The sequence below is a fragment of the Pseudoalteromonas arctica A 37-1-2 genome (genome assembly GCF_000238395.3).
GTDB classification, from domain to species: Bacteria; Pseudomonadota; Gammaproteobacteria; order Enterobacterales; family Alteromonadaceae; genus Pseudoalteromonas; species Pseudoalteromonas arctica.
The window spans coordinates 3,298,984-3,325,404 of sequence record NZ_CP011025.1 but is presented as its reverse complement, the minus strand read 5'-3'; the positions used below and the strand labels follow the sequence as shown (position 1 = coordinate 3,325,404).

Here is a 26,421-nt window from a genome sequence, read left to right as displayed (position 1 = left end):
CTCAAAACATATAAAAAAGAGGCCTTTGGGCCTCTAATTAAAAATCCATATTAGACTAAAAAATCCATAAGCAGCATTTGCAAAAACTGAATACCAATAATAAGCACTAAAACTGATAAATCTAAGCCACCCATTGATGGCAATATTTTACGAATTGGTTTTAGCATTGGTTCAGTAAGCTGATGGAAAACCGCTTCTATAGGGTTATAACCTTGGCTAACCCAACTTAAAATAGCGCGAATAATAAGTACCCAAAAAACTAAGTTAAGGCCTTCTTTTAGTACCGTTATAAGTGCTTGTATAATTACAGGCTGTATTGCCCACGCATTATATATAACAAGCATTAAAGTACTAATTTTTGCTACAGCCACTATAAATGCCAGCAACAGAGATGCTAAATCAAGTCCGCCAAACCCCGGAATGATTTTACGCAGTGGTTTTACCGCAAACGAAGTGGCTTTAACCACAAACTGGCTCATTGGATTATAAAAGTCGGCTTTTGCCCACTGCAGCCAAAAGCGCAGTAATACCACCATTAAAAACAAATCAAACAGGGTACTGATTAAAAATTGCATGGCATTCATAGTGTAACCTTCAATAAAAAAGTGGTTTTAAAGTTCTTTTTCCATTTGCTCTGCACGCGCAATACACGCATCCATTGCATCGCCAACGGTTTTAGTTAAGCCTTCATCTTTTAAGTGCTCAACAGCTGCGTGAGTAGTACCGCCTTTAGATGTTACGTTTGAACGTAGTTGCGAAATAGTAATATCAGGCTGGCTAAGTGCCATTTCTGCGGCGCCAAGGGCTGTTTGCTGTACTAAACGACGAGCGTCTTCATCATTAAAGCCCAGCGCTTTAGCTTTTTCTTCTATGGCTTCCATAAATAAGAAAAAGTAAGCTGGTGATGAGCCGGTCACAGCAATAATATCGTTAATTTGTGATTCTTTTTCGACCCATACAACAATGCCAGTGCATTCAAAAACTTGTTGTACAAACTCGTGTTCGCTTTGTGTTTCGCCCGCGCCATATAAACCTGATACACCACGGCCTAATAAAGACGGTGTATTTGGCATACAGCGTACCATTTTAACGTCTTGACCTAGCATTTCACGTAAACGTTTTACAGTTAAGCCAGCAGCAACAGAAATAAACAGTTTATCGCTAAAATCTACGCCCGACTCTTGAAACGATTTACATAAATCGCCCATCATTTGTGGTTTAACAGACAAAACAATTACATCAGCATCGCGCAGGGCTTCGTTATTGTCACTGGTGGTTTGCACCTTGAAATCAAAGGCTACCTTTTCAAGCTTTTCTTGGTTGCGGTTAGTCGCAATAATGTTACTTGCGTTAAAACCGTTTTTTACCATGCCACCAATAATGGCGTAGCTCATATTACCTGTGCCTATAAATGCGATTTTTTTATCTGACATAAATCTGTTATCACCTTTTAAGTTCGTGTTCCAAAAATGTCTGTGCCGATCCTTACCATGGTTGAGCCTGCACTAATGGCAGCTTCAACATCGTTACTCATACCCATCGACAAAGTATCTACTTGAGGATATTGGGTCTTTAGTTTATCAAAGCAAGTTTGTAATTGCTCAAAAGATTGAATTTGCGTATCCAGATCGTTGCTTTTAGCGGGAATCGCCATTAAACCTCGAAGTGTTAAGTGCTCACATTGGTTAATAAAATCGGCAAGTTCATCTATTTCATCGCGGTGGCAACCCGACTTCGCTTCTTCATTACTTATATTTACTTGAATAAGTATATTAAGAGGCTGTTTATCGTCTGGGCGCTGGGAATCTAATCGTTTCGCTATTTTTATGCGATCAACACTTTGCACCCAATCAAAGTTGGCAGCCACTAAAGCACTTTTATTAGATTGAATAGGGCCAATGAAATGCCAAATGATGTCGCTATATGACTGTAGTTGAGCTATTTTATCTATAGCCTCTTGAACATAAGATTCACCAAATTCGCGCTGACCATGCTCATAAGCTGCAATAACATCTTCGCTTGGTTTAGTTTTAGACACTGCCAGTAGAGTGACTTCGTTAGTGTTTCGTTGTGCAATTTTTGCCGCGTCTGCAATTCTAGCGTAGGCGGATGTGAGTCGTTCTGCTATTGTAACCATATATTTATCAGTTAGTTGTGGAGTCATAAATGGATATTACCGAATTATTAGCGTTTAGTGTGCAACACAAAGCATCCGATTTACATTTATCGTCGGGTGTTTCACCTATGATACGCGTAGACGGTGATGTTCGCCGCATTAATATACCAGCCCTTGCAGACAAAGACGTAAACAGTCTGGTTTACGATATTATGAACGATAATCAACGCAAGGACTATGAACAAAATCTCGAAGTGGATTTTTCGTTTGAAGTGCCTAATTTAGCACGTTTTCGTGTGAATGCGTTTAACTCTAATCGCGGGCCTGCTGCGGTATTTCGTACCATACCAAGTGAAGTGTTAACGCTTGATGATTTAGGTGCGCCAGATATTTTTAAAACAATCTCCGATACCCCACGTGGACTCGTGTTAGTGACAGGTCCAACGGGCTCTGGTAAATCAACAACACTTGCCGCTATGGTCGATTATATAAATCAAAATAAACATCACCATATTCTAACAATAGAAGATCCAATCGAGTTTGTTCACGATAATAAATTAAGCCTTATTAATCAACGTGAGGTACATCGCGATACTCATAGCTTTTCAAACGCGCTACGTAGTGCATTGCGTGAAGATCCAGATGTAATACTTGTGGGTGAGTTACGTGATTTAGAAACAATTCGTCTTGCAATGACCGCTGCTGAAACAGGCCACTTAGTGTTTGGCACGTTGCATACAACATCTGCACCAAAAACCATTGACCGTATTATCGATGTATTCCCAGGTGAAGAAAAATCAATGGTACGTTCAATGTTATCTGAATCTTTGCGTGCTGTTATCTCGCAAACACTGCTTAAAAAGATTGGTGGCGGGCGAGTTGCAGCACACGAAATTATGATTGCAGTACCTGCTATTCGTAACTTAATTCGTGAAGATAAAATTGCACAAATGTACTCGTCTATTCAAACCGGTGCGTCTGTGGGCATGCAAACAATGGATCAATGTTTAACTAATTTAGTTAATCACGGCATTGTTACAAATGCGGCAGCGAAAGAAAAAGCACAAGACAAAACACAATTTGGCGGGTAAGAAACTATTATGGCTTTATCTTTAAACGACTTTTTACTCATCATGATTGAGAAAAAAGGCTCTGACTTATTTGTATCGAGTCAGCTACCTGTAAGTGCAAAAATAAACGGCGAGCTAACAGCCCTCAGTGACGATAGGCTTACAGATGAGCAATCGCTTGAGTTAGTTGAATCTGCAATGAGCGAAAAGCAAAAAGCAGAGTTTCATACAACGAAAGAATGTAACTTTGCGATTGCCACCGACGAAGGGCGTTTTCGTATTTCTGCTTTTTGGCAACGCGATAAAGCAGGTATGGTTATTCGCCGCATTGTTACGCAAATACCTGATGTGAGTGAGCTAGGTCTTCCTTCTATTCTTACCGATGTAATTATGTCTAAGCGTGGCCTTGTTTTGTTCGTCGGTGGTACTGGCACGGGTAAATCAACCTCGCTAGCCGCACTTATTGGTTACCGTAACCGACATCAACGTGGTCATATACTGACTATTGAAGATCCGATTGAATTTGTTCATGAGCATCGCAAAAGTATTATTACTCAACGCGAAGTAGGGCTTGATACCGAAAGCTTTGAGTCAGCACTTAAAAGCTCATTACGCCAAGCTCCCGATGTAATTTTGATTGGTGAAATTCGCTCTCAAGAAACTATGGAATACGCACTAAGCTTTGCCGAAACAGGCCATTTATGTGTTGCAACACTGCATGCTAACAATGCTAACCAAGCGATTGACCGTATTATGCATTTAGTTCCAAAAGAAAAACACGATAAGCTTAAGTACGATTTAGCACTTAACTTACGTGCAATTGTGGCCCAGCAATTAGTACCGACTGCTGATGGTGAAAGCCGTGTTGCAGCTATTGAAATATTGCTTAACTCACCAATGGTTGCTGAACTGATTAAAAACGGTGATATTGGTGGTATTAAAGAGGCAATGGCTAAATCGAAAGAAATGGGCATGCAAACCTTTGACCAAGCATTATTTGAGCTGTATAGACAGCAGCGAATTAATTACGCTGATGCACTGCATCATGCTGATTCGCCAAATGATTTACGTTTAATGATTAAACTGCGCAATAACGAGCAGCAAGGTGCGGGCTTTTTACAAGGCGTTACTATTGATGGCCTTGACGATAAAAATAGCGATCAATAATTTAAAAAGTAATAAATATAAATACTTAATATAAAAAAAGCGCCAATTGGCGCTTTTTATTTATATAACAGGTTATTTATATAGCCTGTTTATTCACCGTAACTAGACTCAAAAAAACTTTCTAAAATAATAACCGCAGACATATTATCTACGTTACCTTTGCCTAAGTTTTTATAGCCACCACTTTCAAAAAGTCGCGCTTTAGCATCCGCAGTCGTTAAACGCTCGTCTTGTGTTTGCACCGGAATGCCATAATGATTATGTAATCTGTTGGCAAACTTTTTTGCTTTAAAGGTAACCTCTTGTGACGTTCCATCCATATTTAGTGGTAAGCCAACAACCATTAAGTCAGGCTGCCATTCGGTTACTTGTACAGCAATATGGTCCCAGTTAGGAATGCCATCTTGTGCTTTTACAGCCTTAAGGCTAGACGCGCTGCCTGTTAGCTCTTGCCCAATAGCAATACCAATACTTTTGGTGCCAAAGTCAAAGCCCATTACAGTGCGTTCGCCTTGCGGCTTAAGCGATTTTTTTGTCATGTGTATCTTGTTTAAGTTTGCTAAGGATTAAATTACTATTATGCGTGACCAGCTTCAGGGCTGAGTTGGCTAATATCAAAGCCCAACATTGAAACTGCTTTTTCCCATCGTTTTTCAACGGGGGTGTCAAAAATGATCTTCGGATCGGCTTCTATGATCAACCAACTGTTATCAAGTAACTCTTGTTCGAGTTGTCCTTGCTCCCATCCTGAATAACCCAATGTAATAATAAATTGTTCAGGTGCTTGTGCGGTAGTTAAGCTTGCTAAAACGTCTTTTGAGGTAGTGATCATAATATCGCTACTGAGTTTTTGGCTTGCTGAATAACCTGATTGGGGAGAGTGCAAAACAAAACCACGGTCAGTTTTAACGGGTCCCCCTGCAAACACACTTACTTTTGCTGCGTTTTGAGTTTTGTCGTTATCAATTTCTATTTTATCTAAAAGTTCGCCAACGGTAACATCAATAGGTTGGTTTATTACCAAGCCCATAGCCCCATCTTCATTGTGCTCACAAATATAGGTAACAGCACGTTTAAAAAAAGGGTCTTGCATCGACGGCATCGCGATTAAAAAATGATTTTCTAATGACTGCATAGATTTCACCCTTTTTAGTTAATGAACTTTGAGTATGGCACATACCTTTGTTTTTAAAACTAAAAAAGCACTTTCATACAGTTTAAAAATTAATAGTTAACAACTATATTAAAATTTATGACACGAAAGTGCTTTTAATAACGATAGGTAGATACTTATTTATCTAGCTTTCTTTCAATGGCATCAAACAAAATACCTGTAATAGAAATATCATAAGCAGCTTCAATTTCGCGCACACACGTTGGTGCAGTTACGTTAATTTCAGTTAATTTATCGCCAATAATATCTAAACCTACAAATATTAAGCCTTTTTCTTTAAGCGTTGGTGCAACCGCTTGCGCTATTTTTAAATCTGACTCGCTAAGTGGACGGGCTTCGCCTCGACCGCCAACAGCTAAATTACCGCGTGTTTCACCATTTTGTGGAATTCGCGCTAAACAATACGGAATAACCTCACCATCAATAACCAATACGCGCTTGTCGCCTTGTTTGATCTCTGGGATGTAATTTTGCACCATAGCAAAGCGGCTGCCGTGCTCGGTTAGCGTTTCACAAATTACACCAATGTTGGCATCGTCTTCTCTAAGGCGAAAAATAGATGCGCCACCCATGCCATCAAGGGGTTTTAAAATAATGTCTTTATGCTCGGCTAAAAACTCACGAATTTGTTTTTGGCTACGTGTAACAAGTGTGTCTGGCGTATGTTCGCTAAACCATGCTGTAAATAGCTTTTCGTTAGCATCGCGAAGGCTTTGTGGCTTGTTAATTATTAACGTACCTTCTTGTTCTGCACGCTCTAGAATATACGTCGCGTAAATGTATTCGGTATCAAAAGGAGGATCTTTTCGCATTAAAATAACATCAAGGTCGGCAAGGGCTATAGTGGCTTTTTCTTCAAGCTCGTACCATTTTTCTGCATTATTAAACACTTGCGCTTTAGACGCTGTAGCGTACGACTTACCTTTACGAAGAGATAAATCATCCATCTCCATATAATAAATTTCGTAGCCGCGTTCTTGCGCTTGCATCATCATTGCAAAACCGGTGTCTTTTTTGATGTTAAATCCACTAATAGGATCTGAAATAATACCTAACTTAATTGCCATGCGCTGTGCCTTACTATAAATGTTACTGTTTATATGAGGGTGCTTTTAGTTATTTCAATTAGCTAAATCGCCAAATTGAAGTTGTAATGCACTTAAGACCGTTAAAGCGGCTGTTTCCGTTCGTAAAACGCGCGGGCCTAAGCGAATATCCACAAATTCTAGTTGTTTAGTTAGTGCCATTTCATCGTCGGTAAAGCCGCCTTCTGGGCCGACTAAAAAGCGTACGCCATCTTTAGGTACCGTAATGGTTTTAATGCTGTGCTCAGCACGAGGGTGAAGAGTGAGCTTAATTGCATTGGTTTGTTGTGCAAGCCATTGTTTTAAATCTACGGGGGGATGAATAATTGGCACAAAATTACGCCCAGATTGCTCTGCCGCTGCTATTGCAATTTTTTGCCATTGTTGGTGTTTTTTCTCAAGACGATCGCCCATTAGTTTCACGCCACAGCGCTGACTAAAAATAGGGGTGATTTCGGTAATGCCCAGTTCAACTGACTTTTGAATTGTAAAATCCATTTTATCACCACGGGATACACACTGGCCTAAATGAATTTTAAGCGGGGATTCTACATCATGAGGATTAAGCTCTAACGGCATTACGACGACTGTTTTTTTTGTTACCTCAATTATTTCACTAAGGTATTCGCCGCCTTCGCCATTAAAAATAGATACATGCTCGCCTACTTTCATGCGCAGCACTCTGCCAATATGCCCTGCAGCATCGTCATCTAAAGTTACAGGGGTGTTTAGGGCAATACTCGATGTTTGATAAATATGAGGAACTCGCATAGGGCGTCACTTATTACTTAGCGTAAAAATATATACTGCTATGGTAAGTAAGCTGGGAGCTGTGCGCAATTATTTATTTTTATTAAGTTGCTCTGCAAGGTCTATTAAATCTTGTGGTGTGTGCGCTATATCGTGGTGATTTTGCGAAGGTTCCGTTAACGTCTCGTCAGTAACTAGGCTTAGTGTATAGCCTGTATCATCAAGGCTTATTAAAAAGCGCTTTTCATGTAACGAGTTATAAATAAAGCGTTGTTTATCGCTTGCGAGTAAGTAATCGGTACTATTAAAAAGAACTCCGTGTAAATCGTGATGCTCTTTTAGATAGTTAATTAATTCAGAAACGCTTATTTCGTTTTCAAGGTCGCAATAACTATAGTCTTTAATAAGTTCGTCAAACATCATTTTTACTAACTGGCGGGTATTGCTGCCTGCAGCAATAAGCGTACTCGCTTTTGTTATGCCATTATTATTTACATAGTATTCGGCAAATGCTCGGCTAAATTCGTTGTCTATGTCAATTAACAAGTAATTCGTTATTTCAAGTGGCATAGAGCTAGGACCTTGTTGCATTTAAGTAATTACCATTATTACTTAAATGCAGACTTTTAATGGCTGTATTTTAGTAAAAAGGTCTAAAGAGAAAACATGCTAATAAGTAAATAGCCTATAGCACAAAAAACAGCAAACTCTATACATGCTACCCCAATATTATCTTGATGGTCTATTTCAAGAGCCGTATCAATATTTGGTAAAGAGATAACTTTTATCACATACGTTAAGCTGTAAAGTAGTATCCACATTACACCGCAATGCATAACGAGTGTAAATATGTTTTCTACCATTTTACCGTTTTGAAATGCTGCGCTAGATAAACCAGCATATACAGCCAATGCTAAACCTATTGATTTGCCAGCATACCTTATACCAATAGATGTATTCTCTAGGTTAAAGTTACTTTGTAGCGAAGCTCCTTGATTTGCTTTTGCAAAACGGTGTTCTCGTATTTTACTATCCAGTGCAAACATTCCCTGAAGCGTAAAAAAGCTAACACAAGCAATAAGTAAGTTGCTGAATCCTTGGGTGTGCGTCCACGTGTACAAGCCAAGTGCGATAATACAGTTAGCGATTAGCATGCCTGAATCTACCAATGCAGCACATACATTTTGTTTTAGTATGGCAGCTTCTTCGTTAAACCTGTGAAGTATCCATTTTCTGTGAATTAAATGACCCACTTTTATAAAAGTGAATAAAAGAATAATAATAATTAACACTTTTAACGGATTTGACTGTGCGGTACTTATACTTATTTCGTCAAATAAGAAAGCCATAGTGGCTATAACAACTGATATTTCAGATGCAAAACTAATACCCATGGCAAAGTTGTCGTGTTGTGCTAGCTCATCTTTAAGCGCTTGTTTTGCTTTGATTTGAGTGACAACTCGTAAACAAAAAATAGTTATGCAAATAACCGCAAAACTAATGGCAATCGCAATAAAACTAGTGTTAGATAAAGACAAATATGACATGGTAATCCTAATTAAGTTAACCTTTCTAGGTTTTAATCATTCTAGTACGGTTATTGATGATATAAAAGAGAGGATTGATGAGTAACGTAAAGCAACTTCCTATTCAATTACAAAAACTTGGCTTGATGCGCTTTGAACAGTTATACCCGCAACAAAGTGAACAAAGTGAAGTTGTAAGGTTATTAGCATTAAGCGACTTTGCTTGGCGCAGTTTAGAATCACAACCTGATTTAAATACTTGGCTATTATGCAAAGACGAAGTACAAAATAGAGCAATAGATTCTCCTTTTAAAAACCTTAACTTAGCTGACATTGATGAAGTGCAGTGCCATAAAGTACTTCGCCAATATCGTGAAAAGTACTGGCTCAAAGTCGCCTTTTTAGATTTATGCTGTAACAATCCCATTGCTGATAGTATTAATTACATAAGCCAACTGGCTGACATGCTAATAAATAGTGCTAACCAATGGGCGCATGCACAGGTGGCAAAAGTAAATGGTGAGCCGCTTGATGAGCAAAACCAAGCAATGCCGTTAATGGTGTTGGGTATGGGAAAACTTGGCGGACAAGAGCTAAATTACTCCTCTGATATTGATCTCATTTTTGCATATCCGCGCAGTACAAAAACCCAAGGTGGCCGCAGAAGCCTTGAGGCCCAAGTATTTTATACCAAAGTTGCACAAAAACTCATTGCATCACTTAACCAAGCCACCGGTGACGGGCAGGTATTTAGGGTTGATATGCGCCTACGCCCGTTTGGCGAAAGTGGCCCTTTGGTTATGAGCTTTAATGCCATTGAAGATTACTACCAAGAACAAGGTCGCGACTGGGAACGCTACGCGATGTTAAAAGGGCGCTTAATTGGCACGCCTAATAAATATTGGGATGAATTTATTAAGCTTTTAAAGCCGTTTGTTTATCGCCGGTATATTGATTTTTCGGTGATTGAATCTTTGCGTAAAATGAAGTTAATGATTGCACAGGAGGTTCGCCGTAAACGCTTAACTAATAATATAAAATTAGGCGCTGGTGGTATTCGTGAAGTTGAATTTATAGTGCAAGCCCTACAAATGGTACGAGGTGGGCGAGAGGCTAATTTACAAACTCAATCATTACTTAAAGCATTAAATGAGCTGGCACTTAACCAAGTTATAGATGAGCAAGAAGCGAGCGAGCTTAAACGCAATTACCTTTATTTGCGAAAAGTTGAACAGTACTTACAAATATTTGACGATCAGCAAACGCAAACACTCCCCGATGATGAATTGAACCAGCAGCGCTTAAATTTATTATTAGAACAAGCTGATTTTTCTGCCACTTTAATCACTATTGAAAAGGTAATGAAGCAAGTTAACGGCGAGTTTGCACTCGTTATTGGTGAAGAAACCGCACCACTAGATACCTGTGAAGGTGCATTTATTAGTGCTTGGGATCATGGTGATGTGAGCTTTCTAAAAGAGGCTAGAGATGAATGGCAAACACCCCTTAACGATTTTAAATTAAGGCTGTCTAAGGTCAACATAGGTAACAGAGGGCGTGAAACCCTTGATAAATTAATGCCTGTTTTATTGAGCCAGTTAAATGACTTTAATGCCAGCGCAGCTGCTTTTACAATGGTTTGCCAAATTTTTAATAAGATAATTTCACGTACTGCTTATTTAGAATTGCTGTACGAAAACCAAGGTGCATTAAAGCAACTTGTTTTACTGTGTTGTCATAGCAAATGGATAGGCGAGCATATTTCTCGCTACCCTATATTGCTGGATGAGCTAATAGACCCGGCTGTTCTTTATAAACCGACACCATTAACCGCTTATAAAGATGAAATAAGACAGTATTTTTTACGAATAGAGCATGACGATTTAGAACTGCAAATGGAGTCGCTTAGGCAATTTAAGCAAACGCATCAATTACGAATTGCTGCTGCTGATGCAACCGGTGTTCTTGATGTAATGAAAGTAAGCGATCACTTAACCGTATTGGCTGAAGCGATTGTTGATCAAGCTGTTAATATTGCATGGCATAACACCGTTAAGCGTTTTGGTATGCCCCCTGGCACTGATGATGAAAACAAAGGTTTTGCTGTTATTGCATATGGTAAAACAGGCGGCTTAGAAGTAGGGTACGATTCAGATTTAGATTTGGTGTTTGTGCATAATCATGATGGCTCAAGCCAAACCAATGGTGAAAAACCGATAGATTCTCGCCAGTTTTATTTAAAACTCGCTCAGCGCTTAATGCATTTATTTAATACTCGTACTGCATCGGGTATTTTGTATGAGCTTGATACGCGATTACGCCCTGAAGGTGCATCAGGTTTACTTGCTATCAATTTAGAGAGCTTTAATCACTATCAGCAAACTCAAGCATGGACGTGGGAACATCAAGCACTTGTGCGGGCTCGGTTAATTTTGGGCCAAGACGATCTTATAGAGCGTTTTTCACAAATTCGTAAAAGTATTCTTTGCCAACAGCGCGATGATACCGTGTTAAAAGCCGATGTAATAAAAATGCGCGAAAAAATGCGCGACCATCTAGCGAAGGGAAATATTGATCAATTTGATTTAAAACAAGATATTGGTGGTATGGCTGATATTGAGTTTATTACGCAATATTTAGTACTTAAACACGCGAATGAGTTTGAGCAGCTTACCGTTTATTCAGATAACGTAAGAATATTAACGGATGCAGCAAATATAGGCTGTATTACTAAAGAGCAAAAACAGCAGTTGATCAAAGCGTATATTGATTATCGCTCGTGTTATCACGTGCTGAGCTTGGATCAAAAAGGCAAATTGATCTCGCGAGAAGCTTTTTTACAAGATATTACTAACGTAACGAATATTTGGAATAGTATTTTTGAATTGAATTGAATTGAATTGAATTGAATTGTAAAACCCAAGCGCTTGCTTGGGTTTTTTGTACGTGTAAACCCTTAAACCTTTAGCTTTAAACAGTTTGTACGTACAAACTCTGAGGGTAACTCGGTAATAACAGCCGCTCTTTGCTTATGGCAAAAGTAAGTATAAACCTCATACTCAAAGTCATCATTTATAGCGCGGCCAATTTGATAAAGTGCAGAAGTAAAGTTACTGTCTACTCTAAAATGATCTTTAACTACGTAGTCTTTACTTAAATACCAGTAAAGCTCAATACCTTCATTTTTTGCGTATTTATTGAGTACGTTTTTAAGTGTTGTGCCATTTTCAAAGCGCCTCGGTTCAGCTTTTCCAGTCCAACTTGTTGGCATAGGATCAACTGTTCGCGCACGTTCAGCCAATACTCTATCTAAGGTTTGTTCTGGTGTTTTAAGCTTTAAAACAAATTTATCTCGTTCTTTATTACTTTTTACTTGGTTACGAATAGAAGAGTAAAAACGTGATAATCCTTCGGCGGCTGCATTTTTAGATTTTTTTATATCGAATACAGAACCATCACCCAACAGAAAGTATACGGCGAGTGCCATTAACACAACTGCAAATGATAAATGTCTAATCCAAAACCACATTATTATTCCCCACCTTATTTGTTCCTATTATTGTTATACCATTACTTTTTATAAAAAGAAGGGGTATTTTTATCAGGTCGAGTTTTAAAACGACGGTGTAGCCACATGTATTGCTCTGGTGCAGCATTTATACATAGCTCTACGCGTTGATTAACGCGTATTACATCAGCTTTATCATCACCACTGGGGAAGTTTTCAAGCTCAGGTACTACCTCTAAATGGTACTTACCATTTTCGTCACGGCGAGAGATTAAGCTCATAGTTTCGCAGTTTTTACTGCCAGCAAACATAAGAGTACCTGTTGTAGTTGCAGTGTCGGGAACAGCGTAAAATGGCACAAATTCACAGCGGTTACGGCCGTAATCTTGATCGGGTAAGTAATAGCATACTTTTTTATTTTTTAATGATTTAAGCAAACCTTTTACATCTTTTCGGCCAATTAAGTATTCGTTAGAACGAAGACGGCCATTAGTTGTAAAGTATTCCATTAGTGCGTTGTTGTGAGGACGATAAAAGCCTAAGCCTTGGCATTTCAATCCCATCACACGACTAGCCATTTCAAGATGCAAGATATGGGGTACAAGTAATAAAATACCTTTACCAGAGGCTTGTACACGCTCAAAGTGCTCTAGACCTTTGATTGAACCATATACACTTTCAACTCGCCACTGCGGCCACCACCAGGCCATACCAGTCTCAACCATAGCAATGCCGGTATTTTCCATATTTTTGAGTACAAGATCTTTTTGATCTGCTGCGCTCATATCAGGAAAACATAATTTAATGTTAACTTCTGCAATATGGCGACGGCGTTTCATAAACTTATGAACTAAGCGGCCAAGTTGTTTACCCATCGCCAACTGTAGTTTTTGTGGCAACCAAGAGATCAAATATAAAAATAAAACGCCAACCCACGTTAACCAGTATCGAGGGCCTAAAAAAGATGCTTTAAAAGGAGAAGAAGTGACCACAAAAATCTCTCTGAGAATAAAAACGATAGTTTAACGCTAAGCGCTGTAAAATACAAAAAGCCAGCATTTAGCTGGCTTTTAATGTGTTCATACTATGCGAGTAATGAAATTTAAGCGGCTTTTAAACCTTGATTTATAGCCACTAAATCTTCACTTGTTAGTGTTCCCGCAGCTTGTTTTAAGCGAAGGGTAGATAACACATAGCGGTAACGTACATCTGCAAGGTTACGCTTTGCATCGTATAAGTTTTGCGTACTTACTAGTACGTCAACAATGGTACGCGTACCTACTTCAAAACCGGCTTCAGTTGCTTTAAGCGCACTTTGAGCTGAAACAACAGCTTGCTCTAGCGCTTTGTAAGTAGCAATGTCTGAAACAACTTGGTTATAAGATGTAATCACTGTGCGAGTTACTGCACGATAATTTGTTTCATAGTCTTGGCTAGCACCTACGTAAAATGCACGGGCCTGATTTGTTGCAGCAACTGTAGCACCACCTGAATATAAAGGTACGCTAAAGTTAAGCCCTACAGAGCTTGAGTCTGAACGTGGCTGATCATCAAAGTTAGCGCCATTTATTTGATTGTCTGTAAGAGAATCGCCGTAACTAGCACTTAGGGTTAGTTTTGGGTAATGACCCGCTTTTGCTAATTCAATTTGATCTTTTGCAATATCAACCGTTACTTTAGACACTTGCAGGTTTATATTTTTATCTTCAGCTATTTTAACAAAGTCGCTTGAGCGCTTAGTTGGTTTAGTTGTTGAGAAAGTATCTGTATTTAAAAAATCTAATTTTTCGTGGTATTTACCTGTAATCTCACGAAGTTGCTCGCGTGCTGTTTCTACAGCATTACCTGCAATAATTTCTTGAGCTACAGAGTTATCAAACTGAGCTTGCGCTTCGTGTACGTCCGTAATAGCTGTTAGGCCAACTGCATAACGTTGTTTTGTTTGCTCAAGTTGACGTTCAATTGCACGTTTTTCAGCTTCAACAAATTCTAGGTTATCGCTTGCACTTAATACGTTAAAATAACCCTCAGCAACGCGTACAATTAAGTTTTGTTTAGCTGCATCGTATAGGCCGCTTGCTTGAAGCGCTTGCTTGTCGGCAATATCTAACGTATTCCAGGCACCTAAATCAAATAATGTTTGGCTTAAGCTTACACCGCGAGAGAATTGGTCTGTATCACTTTCAACTTTTACTTGGTTAGATAAGTCGCCAACGCTTTGGTACGACGTTGCATCGCTTTTTGTATAACCCATAGTTAAACCAATTTGAGGTAATAGTGCACTCATCGCCAAATCGCTTTGGTAAGACTGCGCATCGGCTTGGGCTTTTGCTTTTAAAACAGTAGGATCGTTAGCTGTCGCTATTTCAAAAACTTGTAGTAAATCTTCAGCTTTCACTGCTGTTGCACCTAGTGCGCATGATAAACTAACTAGCGCCGCAAGAATGTTCTTTTTCATGTGGGGTTCGGTCCTTAGACAATTTTTGTACTAAAAGCATGTTAACCTGTTTTACTCCATAACAAAAAAAATAATTAGTAAAACAGTATGTTCAAGTGTAACAGAATATATTAACGCATTTTAAAGCTTTAGATAAGTAGGAGGTAGGTACGTGGTTGATAAAAAACTCGTTCAATTTACACATAAAGATGTGAATTTAAAGCCAATAAAAAACCTTTATAAAGGTTTTTTTCAGGTTGATTTATACCAATTTGAACATGCTCTTTTTGCGGGTGGAAAATCTAAAGTAATTAGCCGAGAAATATTAGAACGTGGCGATGCAATTGCAGTACTCCCTTACGATCCAATTTCAGATACTGTTCTTTTAATTGAGCAAATACGTATTGGCGCTATTAAAAGCAAGCATTCGCCTTGGCTGCTAGAGTGTATAGCCGGAATGACAGACGGCAGTACGGATTACGAATCAGTTGTAAAAAAAGAAGCGTATGAAGAAGCTGGGCTTGAATTAACTGAACTTGAATTTATGCTTTCATACCTATCAAGCCCTGGTGGTACAACTGAGCGCTTGCATTTGTATTTAGCGCGTACTGACTTAAGCCAAGTGAAATCAGGTGTATATGGTCTTGAAACTGAAGGCGAGGATATAAAAACTCATATTTTATCGGTTGATGATGCGCTAATGCGCCTCAATAACGGTGAAATGGATAATGCGGCAACGGTTATTTGTATGCAGTGGCTTGCGCTAAATCGCGAAAAAATGGCAAGTAAATGGGCATAAACTCTTACTAATATTATGGTGGTACTTTGACAGCACAATTAGCAACAAAGCGATATATTCAGAGCCTCCCAAAGTATTTAACACTTTGTGAGCATAACTATGTGCGACTATTAAAGTTGTTACCGAGCGAGCGCAATATAGGAAGCATTCGTGAAGTTAAACTTGGCAACAGTGAGTTTGCTACAAAAATTGATGGCAGCGCAAAATACACTATGGATATTTCAATTAAGCAGCTAACAGGAATGGTTAAAGGGATTACGCCACTGTATTTAACGGTACGCATGTATCACGATGCCAAAGTGGCTGAAATTGTTCATCACGATTATCATCAACGCATAAAACCTTCTTATGGATACCCTAACCCTAAAATGCATCAAAAAGATGAAAAGTATCAACTTAATGCTTTTTTATACGACTGGTTAGTGGCCTGTGTAGAGCACGGGCAAGCAACATTAAATTGGGATGTAAATAATGGCTTGGTTTGATGATACATATACATTTGATAAATCATCTTTGTGCATTGCGCATATTACTGACAGCCATTTATTTGCAGACAAAAGCGGTGAGTACTTTACTGTAAATACCGCAGATCATTTTGAACAAGCCTTGGCACACATAGCAAAACAATCAATAGACTGCATTATTTTTGGTGGCGATTTAACACAAGATCATAGTTTTGAATCGTACTTATTATTTAGTGAACTTATAAATGCCAGTGACATTACTTGTCCTGTATTTTGGGTGCCAGGTAATCATGATGAACTAGCAATGCTTAATCGCATAAGTGGTGGGCAAATAAATTCGGCTAAACATATTATTGCTAATGGGATTGAGCTACTTCTTATTAATTCTAAAGGGCCCACGCCCGCAGGATGGGTTACTGGCACGCATTTAGATGAAGTAACGGACGCTTTAGTCAACTCGAATAATAGTAAAGTTATATTTTGTCATCATAATCCGCTGCCAATAAACGGCTACCTTGATAAACACTTATTAGAAAATGGCCCACAGCTTTTAAATATCTTAGTTAATAGTAATAATGTATCTGCGCTTTTTCATGGGCATGTGCACAATGATTACGAACAAAGTTTTAGAGGGCTGCCCATATATGCGACCCCAGCCAGCTCAATACAGTTTGTAAAGCACACTTCACAGTGGGAGCAAAAAAATGCGGGACCAGCTTACAGAACGCTAAATATAAAGAGTAAAAAAGATAAAGTAGAAGTAAAAACGGAAGTAGTATGGCTAAACGCGTAATTTATATTCATGGCTTTAATAGTTCACAAAAATCATATAAAGCTGTGCGCTTTGGTGAGCTTATGGCAAACTATGACGTTGATTATTGTGTACCGAACTTAAACCACGAGCCCCTACAAGCTATAATTGAGCTTGAACAATTACTAACGCCAAATACCGTTTTATTAGGTAGCTCGTTAGGTGGTTTTTTTGCCACGTATTTATCGCAGCGTTATCAAATTCCTGCAGTGGTTATTAATCCCGCGGTCGCACCCTATAATTTATTACAGTCGTTACTTGGACCTAATTATAATCCGTATCAAGATTATCATTACGATTTAAATAACAGCCATATTGAGGCACTTAAATTACTCGCTGTAGATAAATTAGCATACCCTGAGTTACTGTACTTATTACAGCAAACAGGCGATGAAGTGTTGAACTTTCAACACGCAGTAAAATATTATTCGCAATGCAAGCAATTGATAGAATTTGGTGGCGATCATAGCTACGTTGAATTTGAACGCACCTTTGCAAGTATTGTAGATTTTCTTAAAATCACGTAAAACTAGTTAGCCTGAACTGAGGTTAGTTACTATATTAACGCTTTAGCGCATATAACAATAAAACTAGTAAAACGTATTAGAGCCTTAGCGGATATAAAGACAAAAACTATGAGTGATCAAAATTATAACGCCGAAGCCATTGAAGTACTTAATGGATTAGATCCGGTAAAACGACGCCCAGGGATGTACACAGATACAACACGTCCCAATCATTTAGGCCAAGAGGTTATCGATAACAGTGTCGATGAAGCTATGGCGGGTCATGCTACTCGTATCGACGTAATACTCCACGAAGACAATTCGCTTGAAGTAAGTGATGACGGGCGTGGTATGCCTATTGATATTCACCCAGAAGAAGGTATCCCTGGGGTTGAATTGATCTTCACTAAATTACACGCCGGTGGTAAGTTTTCTAACAAAAACTACCAATTTTCGGGTGGTTTACACGGTGTAGGTATTTCGGTAGTAAATGCGTTATCTACGCGTGTAGAAGTAACAGTAAGACGCGATGCTCAGCAATTTAGAATGGCATTTGAAAGCGGCGATAAAGTAGAAGACTTAAACGTAATTGGTACAGTTGGTAAGCGTAACACCGGTACTACGGTTCGTTTTTGGGCTGATGTTAGCTACTTTGATTCACCAAACTACTCAATTACCAAGCTTAATCATTTATTAAAAGCCAAAGCAGTTTTGTGCCCAGGGCTACGTATTAAGTTTGTTAATAAGCAAACAAAAGAAACCCAAGAATGGTTTTACGAAACAGGCTTAAAAGATTATTTAGTTGAAGCAATTAAAGGTTTTGAAACATTACCGCAAGACCCGTTTGTTGGCGAATTTAAAAGTTCAATTGAAGGCGCTGATTGGGCTGTTGTATGGCTACCAGAAGGTGGTGAATCAATAGCTGAAAGCTACGTAAACCTTATTCCTACCGCGCAAGGTGGTACGCATGTAAATGGTTTACGCCAAGGCTTACTTGAAGCAATGCGTGAATTTTGTGAGTTTAGAAACTTACTCCCTCGTGGTGTGAAATTAACTCCTGATGACATTTGGGATCGTTGTAGTTACGTGTTGTCGGTTAAAATGCAGGACCCTCAATTTGCCGGTCAAACAAAAGAAAAACTATCATCACGCTCGTGTTCTGCGTTTGTATCGGGGGTTGTAAAAGACTCGTTTAGTTTATGGTTAAATGAACATACAGATACCGCAGAGTTATTAGCTGAGTTATGTATTTCAAATGCACAAACTCGCTTGCGTGCAGCTAAAAAAGTAGTGCGTAAACGTGTTACTGCAGGTCCTGCTTTACCGGGTAAACTTACCGATTGTAGCGCGGCCGATAACGACCGTACCGAATTGTTTTTAGTGGAAGGTGATTCTGCTGGTGGCTCTGCTAAACAAGCAAGAGACCGTGAATTTCAGGCTATCATGCCGCTACGTGGTAAAATTTTGAATACCTGGGAAGTTGAGTCAGGCCAAATACTAGCATCACAAGAAGTACACGATATTTCAGTGGCGCTGGGTATTGATCCAGAATCAACCGATATGTCGGCATTACGCTACAATAAAATTTGTATATTGGCCGATGCTGACTCGGATGGACTACACATCGCAACACTATTATGTGCACTGTTTGTCCGCCATTTCCCAGAGTTAGTAAAAACGGGGCATGTGTATGTAGCAATGCCGCCATTATTTAGAATCGATATTGGTAAAGAAGTTTATTACGCACTTGATGAGCAAGAAAAAACCGCTATTTTGGCGCGCATAGAAGCCGAGAAAAAACGCGGAAAAGTAAACGTACAACGATTCAAAGGTCTGGGTGAAATGAACCCGTTACAACTGCGTGAAACCACGATGGATCCAAATACACGACGTTTAGTGCAGCTTACGCTTGATGAAGAAGTAGAAACCATGGAGATGATGGATATGCTGCTTGCTAAGAAACGATCGCCTGATCGTCGTCAATGGTTAGAAGATCATGGTAACAAGGCACTCGTTTAATTACCTGTGCTTAACACTAGGAGAGGCGAATGAAAAAACTACTAGGAAGTTTGCTGTTACTTGGGCTGACTACCGCTCCTGTAATGGCGAAAAATATACTCGATAAGCTCACAGTCGCACCGGGATTTGAAATAAGCTTATTTGCAAATGATGTAGAAAATGCACGTCAAATAGCCGTTTCAAAAAAAGGTATTGTGTATGTTGGCTCTCGTAAAGCGGGCAACGTATATGCGCTTATTGATCATAATAGCGATGGCGTAGCAGATAAAAAAATTGTTGTGGCTAAAGGCCTAAACATGCCCTCTGGCATAGCAATTAAAGATGGCGATTTATACGTAGGCGAAGTACATCGTATTATTCGCTTTAAAAATATTGATACCCAATTAAAAGATCCAAAATTTGATGTGGTTTATGACGCATTACCGAGCGAGCGCCATCATGGTTGGAAATTTTTACGTTTTGCACCAACGGGCGAGCTAATCATTCCGGTGGGTGTACCGTGTAATATTTGTGCTGAAGATGAACGTTTTGGTCGTATTTTTGCGCTTAATGTAGAAACAAAACAAATAAAAACAATAGCTAAGGGCGTTAGAAACACTGTCGGTTTTGATTTTCATCCAGCTACTCAAGCTTTATGGTTTAGTGATAACGGTCGCGACATGATGGGCGATGATATTCCGCCTGATGAGTTAAACCGTGCAACGCAAGAAGGTGAGCATTTTGGTTTTCCGTATGTTCATGCCGGCGCAATTATTGACCCTGAGTTTGGGGAAGGTAAAAATATTGCCGATTACACGTCGCCAGCTCTTGCACTTGCTGCGCATGTAGCGCCACTGGGCATTCATTTTTATAACGGTAAGCAATTTCCAGCAAGCTATAAGCAACAATTATTTGTTGCTGAACATGGCTCATGGAACCGTTCTAAAAAGTCAGGTTATAAAGTAGGGCTAGCAACAATTGAAGTAGGTCGCGTAACTAAATATACGCCATTTATTACTGGCTTTATGAAAGACGAAACAACATTTGGACGCCCTGTTGCATTTGCAGAATTAGGTGACGGCAGTCTGTTAGTAAGCGATGATTACGCCAATGTAATCTACCGTGTAAGCTATAAGAAAAACTAGGTAAGCTTTAATGAGTGATACAGATACCTTGCTAATGCAAGGAATTGAGCAACAAACAATGGGGCGTTTTACCGAAGACGCCTATTTAAATTATTCCATGTACGTGATCATGGACCGCGCCTTACCGCATGTAGGTGATGGTTTAAAACCAGTACAGCGTCGTATTATTTATGCGATGAGCGAACTGGGTTTGTCGGCTAACGCTAAGTACAAAAAATCAGCCCGTACAGTGGGTGACGTGCTTGGTAAGTACCATCCACACGGCGACAGTGCATGTTACGAAGCGATGGTATTAATGGCGCAGCCGTTTTCTTACCGCTACCCTTTGGTAGATGGACAAGGAAATTGGGGTGCGGCAGATGACCCTAAATCGTTTGCAGCAATGCGTTATACCGAAGCGCGTTTATCTAAGTTTTCAGAAGTACTATTAAAAGAGCTTGGCCAAGGCACCGTAGATTGGACACCAAACTTTGATGGTACAATGGATGAGCCTGTTGTACTGCCTTCTCGTTTACCGCATATTTTACTAAACGGTATAACGGGTATCGCCGTAGGTATGGCAACCGATATTCCGCCACATAACGTACGTGAAGTCGCCAGTGCATGTTGTTTATTGCTTGATAAACCAAAAACAGAGCTTGAAGAATTACTTGAGCTTGTACATGCACCAGACTACCCAACCGATGCTGAAATAATTACCCCAAAAGCAGATATTCATAAAATATATAAAACCGGTCGTGGGTCTATCAAAATGCGTGCGGTTTATACCGAAGAGCATGGCGATATTGTTATTACAGCGCTGCCGCATCAATGTTCTGGTGGTAAAGTACTTGAGCAAATTGCAGCGCAAATGAACGCTAAAAAATTACCAATGATTGCCGATTTACGTGACGAGTCAGATCACGAAAATCCAACACGCATTGTAATTATTCCGCGCTCAAACCGCATTAAAGCTGAGCCATTAATGGCGCACTTATTTGCAACCACCGATCTTGAAAAAAATTACCGCGTAAACTTAAACATGCTAGGCCTCGATGGCCGCCCGCAAGTTAAAGATTTACGCTGTATTTTAAGTGAGTGGCTAATATTTAGACGCGAAACAGTGCGTCGTCGTTTGCAGTATCGTTTAGATAAAGTATTAGCGCGTCTACATATTTTAGAGGGTTTATTAGCCGCCTTTTTAAATATTGATGAAGTGATTGAAATCATTCGCAGCGAAGATAAACCAAAGCCTGTATTAATGGAGCGCTTTGATTTAACTGATACACAAGCAGAAGCAATTTTAGAATTAAAACTTCGTCATTTAGCAAAACTTGAAGAGTTTAAAATTCGTGGTGAGCAAGATGAACTGGCTAAAGAGCGTGATAAATTAGCGCAAATTTTGGGCTCAGAACGTCGTATGTCGACACTGCTTAAAAAAGAAATTCAAGAAGCCGCTGAAATGTACGGTGACGATCGTCGCTCACCAGTGATTGAGCGCTCAGAAGCGAAAGCACTTAACGAAAAAGATTTAATTCCGTCAGAGTCAGTTACTGTTGTGCTATCAGACAAAGGCTGGGCACGCGTTGGTAAAGGTCATGACTTAGATGTACAAGGCTTAAATTATCGCTCAGGTGACGGCTTTAGAGCCTCTGCTCGTGGTAAGAGTAATCAACCTGCGGTATTTTTAGATTCAGCAGGGCGGGCGTTTGCAACTGATGCGCACAGTCTACCTTCGGCGCGTAGCCAAGGGGAGCCAATGACAGGTCGTTTTAACTTAACACCAGGCGCTAATTTTGAGCACGTGGTAATGAGTGAAGACGAGCAAGTATTACTTATGGCGTCAGATGCAGGTTACGGCTTTATTACCGACTTTAAAGACTTAGTTAGTAAAAATAAAAACGGTAAAGCGCTGGTAAGTGTCCCTAAAGGTGGAATATTACTTTCTCCTATTAGAGTGAACGATGTCGCTAGCGATTACTGTATGGCTATTTCTAACGAAGGTCGAATGCTTTTATTCCCGCTGCGAGACTTACCAAAGTTAGGCAAAGGTAAAGGTAATAAAATCATCTCTATACCAGGTGCTAAAGTACAAGCCCGTGAAGAGTTTGTAAAAGTGCTTGCTGTTGTACCACTAGGAAGCAGTGTTACGCTTCATGCTGGTAAGCGTAAACTAACACTTAAACCAAGTGATTTAGAGCATTATCATGGTGAGCGAGGACGTAGGGGTAATAAACTACCGCGTGGCTTACAGCGTGTTGACGAAGCCGTTGTTGAGCTAACTCCTCAAGATGATGAACCAATAGACGTTATTAGCGAAGAGTAGCCAATTACTTTTTTGTATAAATAAAAACGGTCTGCATTTGCAGGCCGTTTTTGTTTTAAAATAAAGAGCTTAAATATTTCAGCGTACACTTGTGCGCTATTGACTCGTTTGTGTCACAAAATAACGCTATAATAATTATAATTCATTTTTGGAGAAGCCCATTTGCTAGCTGTTATACGCGTTTTTATTATGCTGCTGTTTATATTATTCAGTTGTATTTTTGGTTTATTACTTTCGATTGTAAGACCATTTCACCCTAATAATGTACATATTATAGCGGGTTGGTTTGGCTCAATGGCTAAAATGGTTGGCGTTAAGCTAGTTCTAACACGTCATAAAGATGCCGTTGATCCAGGTCCTGCAGTTTATGTTGCTAATCATCAAAATAGCTACGACTTATTTACAGTGCCAGCAATGGTGCCAAAAAACTGCGTAAGTTTGGGTAAAAAGAGCTTAAAGTGGATCCCATTTTTTGGTCAGCTTTATTGGTTGTCGGGTAATATATTAATAGACAGATCGAATCGCTCTAAAGCGGCAGGAACTATCTCAAAAGCAGCCGAAAAAATTAAAAATAATGGCTTATCTGTATGGATGTTTCCAGAAGGCACACGAAGCTATGGAAGAGGGTTACTACCATTCAAAACGGGTGCATTTCACACCGCAATGAGCGCAGATGTACCCATAATTCCGGTATGTATGAATACAACACATAAAACCATTAAGCTAAATCGTTGGGATAATGGTACAATTTACATCGAAATGTTAGCGCCTATACCGCTTGATAAAGAAATTAGCGCGCGTGAGCATGCTAAAAGCGTGCATAGCATTATGGCTGCTAAAATAACTGAATTAGATGCTCAAGTGAGAGAAAAATAATGGAAAACTGGCGTGAAATAAGTGAAGACATCGTAAGTTCACTACTTGAAGATGGATCAGATCCTGAAATACTTTATGAAGTAGAACACCATTTTGTGTGTGAAGACTTCCCTAAACTAGAGCAAGCTGCGTTGGCTGCTTTTAAATTAGGCTACGATGTTGAAGAGCCAGCAGAGCTTGAACTTGAAGACGGTAATAAAATTTGGAGCTTTGACATTGTAGTTGAAGCTGAGCTAGACGTAGACGTTATTATGGAAGACGTTGATAAGCTAGCGCAACTAGCCGTTGAGTGCGAAGTTGAGTACGATGGTTGGGGTACTTACTTTCAAGAGTAATTAGCTGACTGTTATAAAAAAGACGATCATTGCAAAGTGCTCGTCTTTTTTAATGCCTGTAAAAGCGTGCTACCAAACATGCGCTTCCCCTCGGGTTTTTTCTAGGGACGATTAACTCTTTGTTGCCTAAATGGATGTGGTAAGGGGCGTGAACAGGACGCGGAAGCTTTGCTCGGTTTTTACTTATTTTCACATGGAAGTAAGCCAGTAGCGTAACGCGGGAGTAGTTACCGAGCCCGCTAGGTTACAAACCCCGCGCCGCGATTTAACCGCCCCCTAGATTAAACTAATTTCAATCCGCAAAGGACAACATGCCGAGTTCTGCTAAAACTTTTAATTCGAACTAAATTGAATCAACCTTCTAGGTGTTTTCAATAATTTATTTAAAACTTATTGGTATGTTTTGTATAAATATTATTAATAAATTATCTATAGAAAATAAAATATCCACCTTCACTGAGCTCAAACACCTCTTAAATTTTCTAAGCTACCCTTCACTAATATAATAATACTTTCATCTTTAAATTCTTATTTCAAATGCATTTCGTTCTGCCATTATTAAATTTTATTTTATATAAACAGTCTAAATCAATTGGTTAACCAGTGGTATTCTAGTTAATTAAACTGAACGTAAGCTTTATTGCATAAAATAAAATGAAAACCAATTTTGTTATTACAGGAAATGCGATTTTTGAATTTTTAATAAATTACCAATTAAAGTTTTATTTAATGCTTTTTCATTATTTTATATTTTGTTCCTTATCTGGGTTTTGTTGTTTTTTGACGGTGATTTATTTTAAGTATCTGTTTTGATTTGTTTTTATTCTGTGTTGATTTAATGAATCTAAATGAAATCAATACTTATTACCTATTAAATAAATTGTTGCAAATTTATTACAAGCAATATAACTTGTGTCTCAGCCCAGCTGGCAATAATCATTGGTAATATTTTATTGTAAACCAGGAGTGGTTTTTTTTACATTTAACTTATTACCAATTACACATAAAAACACAAGTTAAAACCTGTTTACAGGCGGTGATCTAGGCTCAAGTGAAATACTCATTTATAGCCATGTAGTAAGATTTTTTCATGTACAGGTTTGGAGAAATAAAGATAATGATTAACCAAAAATCCCTATTTATGCTTGCAGCAATGACTGCTAGCTCAAGTTTTGTACAAGCGGCAACTGTTAATAATGCTGGATTTGAAGATGGTTGGAATAACTGGAATGAAACAGAACCAGCGGCTATTTCAGGTAGTGCTTACAAGGGCTCTAAATCATTAAAAATTCAAGGTAGCCCAGGGCGTGTTTACCAGAATGTAGATGTAGATCGCAATACTCAGTACACGTTAAGTGCGTACGTACTTGGCAAGGGACAAATCGGCATTAACGATCTTAATGGTTTGTTTAAAAGTGAGAAATTTAACGTTTCTTCGTGGACAAAAGTATCTAAAACTTTCACCACAGCTAATACAGGTACGCTACAAGTATTTGCTAAGCATGATAAGAGCTCAAGCGATGTTCGTTTTGATGACTTTTCGTTAACTAAGGGGAGTTCTTCTGGCGGCGGAGACACAGGTGGTGGTGATACTGGCGGTGGCGACACTGGTAGTAGCTCAGGTATAGCAAGCAACATCACCAACGGTAGTATTTTTGACCTTGAAGGTAACGATCCTCATCCATTAGTAAATAGCGACACTTTAGAGTTTGTTCCTCTAGAAGCGCGTCATATCACTCCAAACGGGAATGGCTGGCGTCATGAATATAAAGTAAAAGAAAGTGCACGTGTTGCAATGACTGAAACCTATGAGGTTTTTGAGGCAACTGTAAAAGTTGAAATGTCAGATGGTGGTAAAACGATTATTTCTCAGCACCACGCTAGCGATACGGGTACGATTTCAAAAGTATATGTTTCAGATACTGATGAATCAGGTTTTGATGATAGCGTAGCCGATAACGGGATTTTTGACGTTTATGTTCGCCTGCGTAACACCAGTGGTAAAGAAGAAAAGCATGCACTAGGTACTATCAGAAGTGGTGGTTCATTCAATCTAAAAGTAGTTAATAATTACGGTGATGTAGATGTGACTGCATTAGGTACTACCTTTGGTATTCCGGTAGAAGATGATTCAGAATCTTACTTTAAGTTTGGTAATTATTTACAATCACAAGACCCATATACACTAGATGAGTGTGGCGAGTCAGGAAACTCAGATTCATTTAAAGAGTGCTTTAAAGATTTAGGAATTACAAAAGCTAAAGTAACAATGACTGACGTTAGTTATACGCGTAAAACTAACTAATTATTTAGTAGTTTAGAAAGCCACTCAGTTTAAAGCTGAGTGGC

At 39.1% G+C, this 26,421-nt stretch carries 25 protein-coding genes; 13 read left to right on the top strand and 12 right to left on the bottom strand.

Annotation, left to right across the window (positions count from 1 at the left end):
- Positions 1–50 precede the first annotated feature (50 nt).
- From PARC_RS15090 to PARC_RS15080, 3 genes are read right to left on the bottom strand one after another with little or no spacing between them, the layout of a single operon-like run.
- Positions 51–584 carry a YggT family protein gene (locus PARC_RS15090; RefSeq protein ID WP_007585413.1) on the bottom strand — a complete coding sequence of 178 codons (534 nt, stop codon included), beginning with the start codon at positions 582–584 and terminating at the stop codon, positions 51–53.
- Between the two features lie 27 nt (positions 585–611).
- Positions 612–1,433: a pyrroline-5-carboxylate reductase gene (gene proC, locus PARC_RS15085; protein ID WP_007585412.1), complete on the bottom strand. Its 822-nt coding sequence runs from the start codon at positions 1,431–1,433 to the stop codon at positions 612–614.
- Positions 1,434–1,450: 17 nt separating this feature from the next.
- Positions 1,451–2,164: a YggS family pyridoxal phosphate-dependent enzyme gene (locus tag PARC_RS15080; protein ID WP_007585410.1), complete on the bottom strand. Its 714-nt coding sequence runs from the start codon at positions 2,162–2,164 to the stop codon at positions 1,451–1,453.
- A gap of 2 nt (positions 2,165–2,166) precedes the next feature.
- On the opposite strand from PARC_RS15080, the gene PARC_RS15075 reads away from it, so the two are divergent.
- Positions 2,167–3,207 carry a type IV pilus twitching motility protein PilT gene (locus PARC_RS15075; RefSeq protein ID WP_007585408.1) on the top strand — a complete coding sequence of 347 codons (1,041 nt, stop codon included), beginning with the start codon at positions 2,167–2,169 and terminating at the stop codon, positions 3,205–3,207.
- Positions 3,208–3,216: 9 nt separating this feature from the next.
- Positions 3,217–4,353, top strand: coding sequence for a PilT/PilU family type 4a pilus ATPase (locus tag PARC_RS15070; protein ID WP_010553294.1), 1,137 nt, complete (start codon positions 3,217–3,219; stop codon positions 4,351–4,353).
- Between the two features lie 89 nt (positions 4,354–4,442).
- On the opposite strand, the gene ruvX is transcribed toward PARC_RS15070, so the two are convergent.
- The 6 genes from ruvX to PARC_RS15040 all read right to left on the bottom strand — a co-directional run bounded on the left by ruvX (position 4,443) and on the right by PARC_RS15040 (position 8,909).
- The gene (gene ruvX / locus PARC_RS15065; RefSeq protein ID WP_008170791.1) at positions 4,443–4,892 is read right to left on the bottom strand and encodes a Holliday junction resolvase RuvX; all 450 of its coding nucleotides are present in this window, start codon (positions 4,890–4,892) and stop codon (positions 4,443–4,445) included.
- 38 nt (positions 4,893–4,930) lie between these two features.
- Complete coding sequence (locus PARC_RS15060) at positions 4,931–5,488, bottom strand: YqgE/AlgH family protein (protein ID WP_007585401.1); 558 nt, start codon at positions 5,486–5,488, stop codon at positions 4,931–4,933.
- A 155-nt stretch (positions 5,489–5,643) separates the two neighbouring features.
- On the bottom strand, positions 5,644–6,594 hold the full coding sequence (gene gshB, locus PARC_RS15055) for a glutathione synthase (protein WP_007585399.1): 951 nt from the start codon (positions 6,592–6,594) through the stop codon (positions 5,644–5,646).
- A 54-nt stretch (positions 6,595–6,648) separates the two neighbouring features.
- Positions 6,649–7,383, bottom strand: a complete 735-nt coding sequence (rsmE, locus tag PARC_RS15050) for a 16S rRNA (uracil(1498)-N(3))-methyltransferase (protein ID WP_007585397.1) — start codon at positions 7,381–7,383, stop codon at positions 6,649–6,651.
- Positions 7,384–7,452: 69 nt separating this feature from the next.
- Positions 7,453–7,953 (bottom strand): hypothetical protein, encoded by a 501-nt coding sequence (locus PARC_RS15045; protein WP_010553293.1) that lies wholly within the window; start codon positions 7,951–7,953, stop codon positions 7,453–7,455.
- Between the two features lie 62 nt (positions 7,954–8,015).
- Positions 8,016–8,909, bottom strand: coding sequence for a DUF350 domain-containing protein (locus PARC_RS15040; RefSeq protein WP_007585393.1), 894 nt, complete (start codon positions 8,907–8,909; stop codon positions 8,016–8,018).
- A 77-nt stretch (positions 8,910–8,986) separates the two neighbouring features.
- Between PARC_RS15040 and glnE the strand changes: the two genes are divergently transcribed.
- Positions 8,987–11,782 (top strand): bifunctional [glutamate--ammonia ligase]-adenylyl-L-tyrosine phosphorylase/[glutamate--ammonia-ligase] adenylyltransferase, encoded by a 2,796-nt coding sequence (glnE, locus tag PARC_RS15035; RefSeq protein ID WP_010553292.1) that lies wholly within the window; start codon positions 8,987–8,989, stop codon positions 11,780–11,782.
- Between the two features lie 62 nt (positions 11,783–11,844).
- Here the strand turns inward: glnE and PARC_RS15030 are convergent, their stop codons facing one another.
- The 3 genes from PARC_RS15030 to tolC all read right to left on the bottom strand — a co-directional run bounded on the left by PARC_RS15030 (position 11,845) and on the right by tolC (position 14,854).
- Entirely contained in the window at positions 11,845–12,417 is a 573-nt protein-coding gene (locus PARC_RS15030) for a toxin co-regulated pilus biosynthesis Q family protein (protein ID WP_010553291.1), read from the bottom strand.
- 41 nt (positions 12,418–12,458) lie between these two features.
- Positions 12,459–13,388 carry an LpxL/LpxP family Kdo(2)-lipid IV(A) lauroyl/palmitoleoyl acyltransferase gene (gene lpxL / locus PARC_RS15025; RefSeq protein ID WP_010553290.1) on the bottom strand — a complete coding sequence of 310 codons (930 nt, stop codon included), beginning with the start codon at positions 13,386–13,388 and terminating at the stop codon, positions 12,459–12,461.
- Between the two features lie 110 nt (positions 13,389–13,498).
- A complete protein-coding gene (tolC, locus tag PARC_RS15020) occupies positions 13,499–14,854 on the bottom strand; it encodes an outer membrane channel protein TolC (protein WP_010553289.1) in 1,356 nt (451 codons plus the stop codon).
- Between the two features lie 151 nt (positions 14,855–15,005).
- On the opposite strand from tolC, the gene PARC_RS15015 reads away from it, so the two are divergent.
- From PARC_RS15015 to PARC_RS14970, 10 genes are all read left to right on the top strand, one after another.
- The gene (locus PARC_RS15015) at positions 15,006–15,632 is read left to right on the top strand and encodes an NUDIX hydrolase (protein WP_010553288.1); all 627 of its coding nucleotides are present in this window, start codon (positions 15,006–15,008) and stop codon (positions 15,630–15,632) included.
- Between the two features lie 26 nt (positions 15,633–15,658).
- The gene (locus PARC_RS15010; protein ID WP_007585381.1) at positions 15,659–16,117 is read left to right on the top strand and encodes a DUF1249 domain-containing protein; all 459 of its coding nucleotides are present in this window, start codon (positions 15,659–15,661) and stop codon (positions 16,115–16,117) included.
- Positions 16,104–16,889, top strand: coding sequence for a metallophosphoesterase (locus PARC_RS15005; RefSeq protein ID WP_007585379.1), 786 nt, complete (start codon positions 16,104–16,106; stop codon positions 16,887–16,889). Before PARC_RS15010 ends, PARC_RS15005 begins: the two co-directional genes overlap by 14 nt.
- Entirely contained in the window at positions 16,874–17,434 is a 561-nt protein-coding gene (locus PARC_RS15000) for a YqiA/YcfP family alpha/beta fold hydrolase (protein ID WP_007585377.1), read from the top strand. The genes PARC_RS15005 and PARC_RS15000 overlap by 16 nt, the downstream gene beginning before the upstream one ends.
- Positions 17,435–17,542: 108 nt before the next feature.
- A complete protein-coding gene (gene parE, locus PARC_RS14995) occupies positions 17,543–19,432 on the top strand; it encodes a DNA topoisomerase IV subunit B (protein ID WP_010553287.1) in 1,890 nt (629 codons plus the stop codon).
- Between the two features lie 29 nt (positions 19,433–19,461).
- Complete coding sequence (locus PARC_RS14990; protein WP_010553286.1) at positions 19,462–20,556, top strand: PQQ-dependent sugar dehydrogenase; 1,095 nt, start codon at positions 19,462–19,464, stop codon at positions 20,554–20,556.
- 10 nt (positions 20,557–20,566) lie between these two features.
- A complete protein-coding gene (gene parC / locus PARC_RS14985; RefSeq protein WP_010553285.1) occupies positions 20,567–22,861 on the top strand; it encodes a DNA topoisomerase IV subunit A in 2,295 nt (764 codons plus the stop codon).
- Between the two features lie 162 nt (positions 22,862–23,023).
- Positions 23,024–23,737 carry a 1-acylglycerol-3-phosphate O-acyltransferase gene (locus tag PARC_RS14980; RefSeq protein WP_010553284.1) on the top strand — a complete coding sequence of 238 codons (714 nt, stop codon included), beginning with the start codon at positions 23,024–23,026 and terminating at the stop codon, positions 23,735–23,737.
- Positions 23,737–24,072, top strand: coding sequence for a ribonuclease E inhibitor RraB (gene rraB / locus PARC_RS14975; protein WP_007585369.1), 336 nt, complete (start codon positions 23,737–23,739; stop codon positions 24,070–24,072). The genes PARC_RS14980 and rraB overlap by 1 nt, the downstream gene beginning before the upstream one ends.
- 1,117 nt (positions 24,073–25,189) lie before the next feature.
- Positions 25,190–26,377, top strand: a complete 1,188-nt coding sequence (locus PARC_RS14970; RefSeq protein ID WP_010553283.1) for a polysaccharide lyase family 7 protein — start codon at positions 25,190–25,192, stop codon at positions 26,375–26,377.
- Positions 26,378–26,421 lie beyond the last annotated feature (44 nt).

Bases quoted from the DNA above. Each gene is read 5' to 3' on its own strand.
- PARC_RS15090 (WP_007585413.1), bottom strand. From the start codon at position 584: ATGAATGCCATGCAATTTTTAATCAGTACCCTGTTTGATTTGTTTTTA.
- proC (WP_007585412.1), bottom strand. From the start codon at position 1,433: ATGTCAGATAAAAAAATCGCATTTATAGGCACAGGTAATATGAGCTAC.
- PARC_RS15080 (WP_007585410.1), bottom strand. From the start codon at position 2,164: ATGACTCCACAACTAACTGATAAATATATGGTTACAATAGCAGAACGA.
- PARC_RS15075 (WP_007585408.1), top strand. From the start codon at position 2,167: ATGGATATTACCGAATTATTAGCGTTTAGTGTGCAACACAAAGCATCC.
- PARC_RS15070 (WP_010553294.1), top strand. From the start codon at position 3,217: ATGGCTTTATCTTTAAACGACTTTTTACTCATCATGATTGAGAAAAAA.
- ruvX (WP_008170791.1), bottom strand. From the start codon at position 4,892: ATGACAAAAAAATCGCTTAAGCCGCAAGGCGAACGCACTGTAATGGGC.
- PARC_RS15060 (WP_007585401.1), bottom strand. From the start codon at position 5,488: ATGCAGTCATTAGAAAATCATTTTTTAATCGCGATGCCGTCGATGCAA.
- gshB (WP_007585399.1), bottom strand. From the start codon at position 6,594: ATGGCAATTAAGTTAGGTATTATTTCAGATCCTATTAGTGGATTTAAC.
- rsmE (WP_007585397.1), bottom strand. From the start codon at position 7,383: ATGCGAGTTCCTCATATTTATCAAACATCGAGTATTGCCCTAAACACC.
- PARC_RS15045 (WP_010553293.1), bottom strand. From the start codon at position 7,953: ATGCAACAAGGTCCTAGCTCTATGCCACTTGAAATAACGAATTACTTG.
- PARC_RS15040 (WP_007585393.1), bottom strand. From the start codon at position 8,909: ATGTCATATTTGTCTTTATCTAACACTAGTTTTATTGCGATTGCCATT.
- glnE (WP_010553292.1), top strand. From the start codon at position 8,987: ATGAGTAACGTAAAGCAACTTCCTATTCAATTACAAAAACTTGGCTTG.
- PARC_RS15030 (WP_010553291.1), bottom strand. From the start codon at position 12,417: ATGTGGTTTTGGATTAGACATTTATCATTTGCAGTTGTGTTAATGGCA.
- tolC (WP_010553289.1), bottom strand. From the start codon at position 14,854: ATGAAAAAGAACATTCTTGCGGCGCTAGTTAGTTTATCATGCGCACTA.
- PARC_RS15005 (WP_007585379.1), top strand. From the start codon at position 16,104: ATGGCTTGGTTTGATGATACATATACATTTGATAAATCATCTTTGTGC.
- PARC_RS15000 (WP_007585377.1), top strand. From the start codon at position 16,874: ATGGCTAAACGCGTAATTTATATTCATGGCTTTAATAGTTCACAAAAA.
- parE (WP_010553287.1), top strand. From the start codon at position 17,543: ATGAGTGATCAAAATTATAACGCCGAAGCCATTGAAGTACTTAATGGA.
- PARC_RS14990 (WP_010553286.1), top strand. From the start codon at position 19,462: ATGAAAAAACTACTAGGAAGTTTGCTGTTACTTGGGCTGACTACCGCT.
- parC (WP_010553285.1), top strand. From the start codon at position 20,567: ATGAGTGATACAGATACCTTGCTAATGCAAGGAATTGAGCAACAAACA.
- rraB (WP_007585369.1), top strand. From the start codon at position 23,737: ATGGAAAACTGGCGTGAAATAAGTGAAGACATCGTAAGTTCACTACTT.
- PARC_RS14970 (WP_010553283.1), top strand. From the start codon at position 25,190: ATGATTAACCAAAAATCCCTATTTATGCTTGCAGCAATGACTGCTAGC.